The organism is Corallococcus praedator (genome assembly GCF_003612125.1).
In the GTDB taxonomy this organism is placed as follows: domain Bacteria; phylum Myxococcota; class Myxococcia; order Myxococcales; family Myxococcaceae; genus Corallococcus; species Corallococcus praedator.
The window spans coordinates 1-6,185 of record NZ_RAWI01000487.1; the positions used below are offsets into that span (position 1 = coordinate 1).

Genomic DNA, 6,185 nt, shown 5'->3' on the forward strand with positions numbered 1-6,185 from the left:
CCTTCGGGATGTCCACGGGCCTGGGACAAAGCGAGACGCGTGCCAGCGCATCCGGCCGGCGCAAGTCCCCGGAATCAGGAAGCCCGGGCACGGGGCGGGGCCCGCGCTGACCGCTTGCGCGAAAGGCGCGTCCCAGGAACGGACACGCGCGCTCCGGGTGGGTCAGGGATAGGGCGGGAGCACGGGCGCCCCGTCTTCCAGGAGCCTTTCCCTGACCACGCCGTTCAGGTGCCAGTGCCGGATGAACCAGTAGAACATCGCCCACGACGTCTTGGCCGCCGCGGGCCAGTTGTCCAGGAACTGCATGCCCCCCAGCATGAACTTCGCCAGCCACTCCTTGTCCGCGGTGTTCCCGTAGGCCAGGCCCTCGTGGAGGATGTATTGCCAGTGTCCCGCCTCCAGGCCCGTGTCCGCGCGAACGCAGTAGGCGAAGGCATGGGTGGATTCCAATTCCACGCGCAGGTGCTGGTTGACCGGGATGTGCGGTTCACCCTGGGCTTTGTAGGGGCCTGTTTCGTCCCAGCCCCACAGCCACTTCTCCTCGGCTGGCAACCAGCGCCAGTGCATGTGGAGACAGTCATGGATGCAGAAGGGCGCCATGGCGATGGCGTCCAGCTTGTACAGGGGTGAGTTCTTCACGAAGTCGCGGACGCTCTTCGGGGCCCGCATGGGCGGCGCCACGTGGATGTTGTCGAAGTATCCCTGGCGATTCATGAGCTGCTGTTGCTCTGTCTTGTACTCGTGTCCCGACCAGATGTTCGCATTGAACCCATCCCCGCCCTTGAGGTCGGGCGAGGCCATCAGGAAGGCCGTGCCCGCGGGAAGGTCCGTGCTCACCCGGGAGAAGATGGAGCTCCAGAGAGGAGGGAACGTCACGTTGGCGATCTTCCGCCAGTACACCGCCGCGGTGTTCGAGTCCGACCACATCCCCGTGGCCATCTCGTGGACCATCTCGTCCTGGTCATACGCCAGGCCGCGCGCGGGGGTGCTCATCTCATGGGCGCCATGATGATCATGCGGAGCGTGGGGGTCGTGGGGTGGCTCCCCCGGTGAAGGCTCCGGCATCTGGTGCGCCATGGTGGTCATGGGCGGACGGCGGATGCTGATCTTCGCGGCCATCTTGTCCAGCGGCCGGTTGCTCATGAGCATCAGGTGCGGCCGGAACCGGGACGTGCGCGCCATGTTTCCCGGCGTGTAGTCATTGCGCTCCGTGCAGCAGACGAACTCCGCGCACACCAGCACCCGCAGGGGCGTGAGCCGCAGCGTGCCCATCTCCGTGCGCTTCACCTTCATGACCGGAGGCTTGGGGGGCGTCGGGGGGTTCGCCGGCGGCATGAAGTCATCCCAGGACAGCACGTCGCGCGGGATGGGCTCCAGCGTGATGGCTCCGGCGGGGCCGCGCAGGTTCACCTGGAACCCGAACACCAGCATCATGCTCCGGTCGAGGGTCGCGGGGATCCAGTACCGGAAGGGCTCTTCGTGGATGGAGCCCTGGGAGGCTTCGTACTTGCGCAGCAGGAACTCCTTGGAGAGCTCCAGCGTCATCGGCATGCCGCGGTGGACCAGTTCAATGGGATGCCAGACGAGCTCGTCCAGCACGGTGACGGTCTGCGCGGCGTACCAGGGCGTGTCTTGCAGGTCGTAGGTGAGGTGCGTCACCCGGCCGGCGTTCGACAGGTCGTGGGTCCAGGCCCAGCGGTCTCCAACGCTGGGAGAGGCGGCGGACTCGGAGGTGCCCGCGTCGCCACCGAACTCCTGGAACGGCGCTCCGGGGGCCGCCGTCAGCAACATCGTGTCCTTCAACAGCGCGTCGAGATTCGGCATGGATTGTCGGGGTGTGGATCGGGAAGAGGTTCAGGCCATGTCTGGAATCACGTCGACGCTCCACGCACCGGGGACCGCGGCGGACTGGGGCGCTCGGTCGTGCAGGACCTCCACGAGCGTGTAGACGCCCTTGTCGGCGCGGGGGATGAAGATGTCTCCCGCCTCGTCGGACTCGTATTCGCGCTCGACGCCATCCGGGCAGAGGACGCGCACGCGGCAGTGGGGAATGGGATTCGCGTCCAGCGTGTCATCCGCCAGGTGGAAGGCGGGGATGTCGGCGGTGAGGCGGAGGAGGCCGGTGAGACGGACGCCCCCTTCGGTCTTGCAGTCGGGAAAGAACCCGATCAGCGGCTCGGCCTTGTCCAGACGCACCTCGCCTGGCTTCTCAGGGAAGGTCAACGTCAGGTGATCGCCGATGCTGAACTCATCATCGACCGTGCCCCGGTTCGTGTGGGTCCCTTTCGGGTGCGTGTAGGTTTCCCAGACCTGGGACTTGATGGGGAGGGTGAAGGCCTCCCCGAAGGGCAGAGCCAGTTGGGCCTCGTGCTTGTCGCCCGGGAAGAGGGTCAGCGCGACGAGGCCAGCCGTGGTGGTGCCCGCGAACTTCGCCGTGGCGCCCCTGGTGAGGCTCGTGTCTTTTTCAATGAGGACGAACTCGCCCCGCGTGCGTCCCCTGACATGGAGAGACACCTGCTCATTGCGGAAGTAGGGCTGGAGGCCATGCGCGGCCTGAAGCCGGAACGCGCCCGAGACAGCGACCTCCACGTCCCGCGTCGTGAGGCTGTCGAAGGACGGCATCGTGTTCTCGCGCACCGTGTACGACGCGACGATGCGGAGGCGGCAGAACAGGAAGGGGACGTCGAACCAGGAACTGGGCATGGTGTCAGGTTTCAAGGGACGGGCGCCCCGTCCTCCAGGAGCCGCTCGACGGCCCGGTCGCGGGTGCGGCTGTAGCGCAGCACCCAGTAGAACATCGCCCACGACGCCTGCGCCTCCGAGGGCCACGGGGAGAGCAGCGCCCGACCTCCCAGCAGCATCTTGCCCATCACGTCGTGGCTCGCGCTGATTCCGTAGGCCAGTCCTTCGTGCAGGATGTACTCCCAGCGGCCCGGCTCCAGGACCTGTTCCGAGCGGACGCAATAGGCATACGCGTGCGGGGACTCCACCTCCACGCGCAGGTGCTGATGCAGCGGGATGTGCGGAGCCCCTGGGACGGCATAGGGCCCCTTCTCATCCCAACCGTGCAGGGACTTCTCCTTCGCCGGCAACCACCGCCAGTGCTGGTGAAGACAGTCATGGATGCAGAAGGGCGCCATGACGATCTCCTCCAGGTTCAGCTTCGCGTCCGGATAGAGGTCGCGGAGGGTCTTGGGTGCGCGCATGGGCGGCGCCACGTGGATGTTGTCGAAGTACCCCTGGCCCGGCATCAGCTCCTCCTGATGCTGCTCATACCGGCCCGCCGCGTCGTTCCAGCGGTGCGAGAGGAACCCCGGTCCACCCGGGGCGTCCGGCGAGGCCATCAGGTAGCCCGCGCCCGCAGGGAGGTTCGTCTTGAAGCGGGAGAAGATGGAGGACCAGACCGGCGGGATCGAAACGGTGAATATCTTCTCCCAGGCAATCTCCGGCGAGTTCGAGTCCGACCACATCCCCGTCGCCATCATGTGCGACATCCCATCCTGGTCGTCCGCGGGGGGCAGGCCCTCATGCGCCATGGTGGACATGGAGGGACGGCGGATGCTGATCTTCGCGGCCAGCCTCTCCAACGGACGGTTGCTCATGAGCATCAGGTGCGGCCGGAACCGCGACGTGCGCGCCTTGGCGCCCGGCACGTAGTCGGTGCTCTCCTGGCAGCAGACGAACTCCGCGCACACCAGCACCCGCAGGGGCACGAGTTGGAGGGTCCCCGTCTCCGTGCGCGTCACCTTCATGACGGGCGCCTTGGGCGGCTTCGCGCCGGGCCTGGGCATGAAGTCGTCCCGCTCCATCACATCCAGGGGGATGGGCTCCAGCGAGAAGGTCTTGGACTTCGCGCGCAGGTTCAACTGGAAGCCGAAGACCAGCAGCATGCTCCGGTCGAGCTCCGCGGGAAGCCAGTGGGCGGACTGTCCCTTGGCGACGGTTCCACGGGAGGTCTCGTATTTGCGCACCAGGAACTTCTTGGTGAGCTCCAGCGTCAGGGGCAGGCCGCGATAGCCCACCTCGATGGGATGCCAGAGGAGCTCCTCCAGCACGGTGGGGGTCTGTTCGACGTACCAGGGCGTCCGGAGCAGGTGGTAGGTCACTCCGCTCACGCGCCCGGGCTTGCGGACATCGTGAGACCAGTTCCAGCGGCCCGGGGTGCCCGGGTCCGCAGCGGCGGCTTCCAGGGCGCCCGGGCTCGCGCCGTAGGACTTCCACGGTGCGTCGGGGGCGGCGGTGAGCAGCAGCGTGTCATTCAACAGCGTTTCAAGATTCGGCATGAGCCTGGAGGTGTCGGTCGGGAAGAAGGTTCAGGGCAGGTCCGGCATGGATTCCACGGTCCATTCGCCCAGCAGCGCACCGGCCAGGGGCAGGTCGTCCTGGACGACGCCGAGCAGGGTGTAGACCTCGTCGCCGGTGCGGGGGATGAAGACCTCGCCCTGCGCGTCGGCCTCGAACTCCTGCTCCCGGCGGTCCGGGCCCTGGACGCGGATGCGACAGTTTGGAATGGGGTTCTGCTCCACGGAGTCATCCACGATGCGAAAGGCCGGGATGCCAGGCGTGAGCCGCAGGACACCGGAAACCTCCGGGCGCTCGCAAGTCAACCGACAGCAGTCGATGGATTCGAGGCTGGTGCCGGAGGTTCCATCGAAGCGCAGCTCCCCTGGCTTCTCCGGAAGCTTCCATTCGCCCATGGCGAAGACGACCCGGAACTCCTTCACGGAGTGTTCTTCCTCGGTGTTGTTCAGATTGGCGGACGCGATCTTCCTCACGTCATGGACCTGCATCGCGACGACGGGGTCACGACCGTCAGCCCCTGTCTTGAACACCCCTTGATGGTCGTGTTCAGGATGGATGCGCAGGGAGACCACGTTGGGCGTGGTGACTCCAGACATGAGCATCGTGGTCTTCACGTCCTGTCGGTAACCCGGCTGGGCCATGAACCAGGTATCCACACACCGACCCTGGACCCGAAACACCGCATGATTGTTGGAGAAGTAGGGGCCCAGGACACTGTGGCCCGCTTGAAGCCGGAACGCCCCCGCGATGACCACCTGCGCGTCGTGTGTTGAAACGCCGTTCTCCGTCTTCTTGCTTACCGAATGCGAGACGACCATCCGGAAGCGGCAATACAGGAAGGGGACGTTGAACCAGAGGCTGGACATGTCGAGCTGACCCTTGCGTGGTCTGGAGGTGTCGGTCGGGAGGAAGGTTCAGGGCAGGTCCGGCATGGATTCGACGGTCCATTCGCCCAGCAGCGCGCCGGCCAGGGGGGCTTCGTCCTGGACGACGCCGAGCAGGGTGTAGACCTCGTCGCCGGTGCGGGGGATGAAGACCTCGCCCTGCGCGTCGGTCTCGAACTCCTGCTCCCGCCGGTCCGGGCCCTGGACGCGGATGCGACAGTTCGGAACGGGGTTCTGCTCCACGGAGTCATCCACGATGCGAAAGGCCGGGATGCCGGGCGTGAGCCGCAGGACACCGGAAATCTTCGGGCGCTCGCAGTCCCACCGACAGCCGTCGATGGAGTCGACGTTGGCGCCGGAGGTTTCATCGAAGCGCAGCTCCCCTGGCTTCTCCGGAAGCTTCCATTGGAGCAGGGAGAACTTGATCCGAAGCTGATCCACGGAATGTTCTTGCTCGGTGTGGTTCAGGTTTTCGCCCACGATCTTGCGCACGGTATCGACCTGCATCGCGACGAAGGGATCACGACCGTCGGCCCCTGTCTTGAACACCCCTTGATGGTCGAAGTCGGGATCGATGCTCAGGGAGACCACGTTCGGCGTGGTGACTCCAGACATGACCATCGTGGTCTTCACTTCCATTCGGCCCACCGGCCCTGTCTGGACCGATTCATTCACACACCGACCCTGGACCCGAAACACCGCGGCGTCGTTGAAGAAGTAGGGGGCCTGGACACCGTGGCCCGCTTGAAGCCGGAACGCCCCCGCGATGACCACCTGCGCGTCGTGCGTGGAAACAAGGCCCTCATCCCTCTTCTCGCGCACCGAATGCGAGACGAGCATCCGGAAGCGGCAATACAGGAAGGGGACGTTGAACCAGAGGCTGGACATGTCGAGATGACCCTTGCGTGGGCGCCGCACGGAGGAGGCTCGAATGTATCACTCCCCCTCCCCCCCTGTCTCTTATACCCATCTGACGCTGCCGACGAACCCTAGGGTGTT

Annotated in this window: 5 protein-coding genes; all 5 read right to left on the reverse strand. The window is 65.8% G+C overall.

From position 1 onward, the window contains the following. Positions 1-162: 162 nt before the first annotated feature. From D7Y13_RS36835 to D7Y13_RS36855, 5 genes are read right to left on the reverse strand one after another with little or no spacing between them, the layout of a single operon-like run. A complete protein-coding gene (locus tag D7Y13_RS36835) occupies positions 163-1,824 on the reverse strand; it encodes a hypothetical protein (RefSeq protein ID WP_120584636.1) in 1,662 nt (553 codons plus the stop codon). Between the two features lie 30 nt (positions 1,825-1,854). Next, positions 1,855-2,703, reverse strand: a complete 849-nt coding sequence (locus tag D7Y13_RS36840) for a hypothetical protein (protein WP_120584637.1) — start codon at positions 2,701-2,703, stop codon at positions 1,855-1,857. Between the two features lie 11 nt (positions 2,704-2,714). Beyond that, positions 2,715-4,283 (reverse strand): hypothetical protein, encoded by a 1,569-nt coding sequence (locus D7Y13_RS36845; RefSeq protein WP_147452585.1) that lies wholly within the window; start codon positions 4,281-4,283, stop codon positions 2,715-2,717. A gap of 30 nt (positions 4,284-4,313) precedes the next feature. Next, positions 4,314-5,168 (reverse strand): hypothetical protein, encoded by an 855-nt coding sequence (locus D7Y13_RS36850; protein WP_147444385.1) that lies wholly within the window; start codon positions 5,166-5,168, stop codon positions 4,314-4,316. A gap of 48 nt (positions 5,169-5,216) precedes the next feature. Further along, positions 5,217-6,074 carry a hypothetical protein gene (locus D7Y13_RS36855; RefSeq protein ID WP_120584640.1) on the reverse strand — a complete coding sequence of 286 codons (858 nt, stop codon included), beginning with the start codon at positions 6,072-6,074 and terminating at the stop codon, positions 5,217-5,219. Positions 6,075-6,185 lie beyond the last annotated feature (111 nt).

Coding starts and splice junctions, on each gene's coding strand:
- D7Y13_RS36855 (WP_120584640.1), bottom strand. CDS start 6,074: ATGTCCAGCCTCTGGTTCAACGTCCCCTTCCTGTATTGCCGCTTCCGG.
- D7Y13_RS36850 (WP_147444385.1), bottom strand. CDS start 5,168: ATGTCCAGCCTCTGGTTCAACGTCCCCTTCCTGTATTGCCGCTTCCGG.
- D7Y13_RS36845 (WP_147452585.1), bottom strand. CDS start 4,283: ATGCCGAATCTTGAAACGCTGTTGAATGACACGCTGCTGCTCACCGCC.
- D7Y13_RS36835 (WP_120584636.1), bottom strand. CDS start 1,824: ATGCCGAATCTCGACGCGCTGTTGAAGGACACGATGTTGCTGACGGCG.
- D7Y13_RS36840 (WP_120584637.1), bottom strand. CDS start 2,703: ATGCCCAGTTCCTGGTTCGACGTCCCCTTCCTGTTCTGCCGCCTCCGC.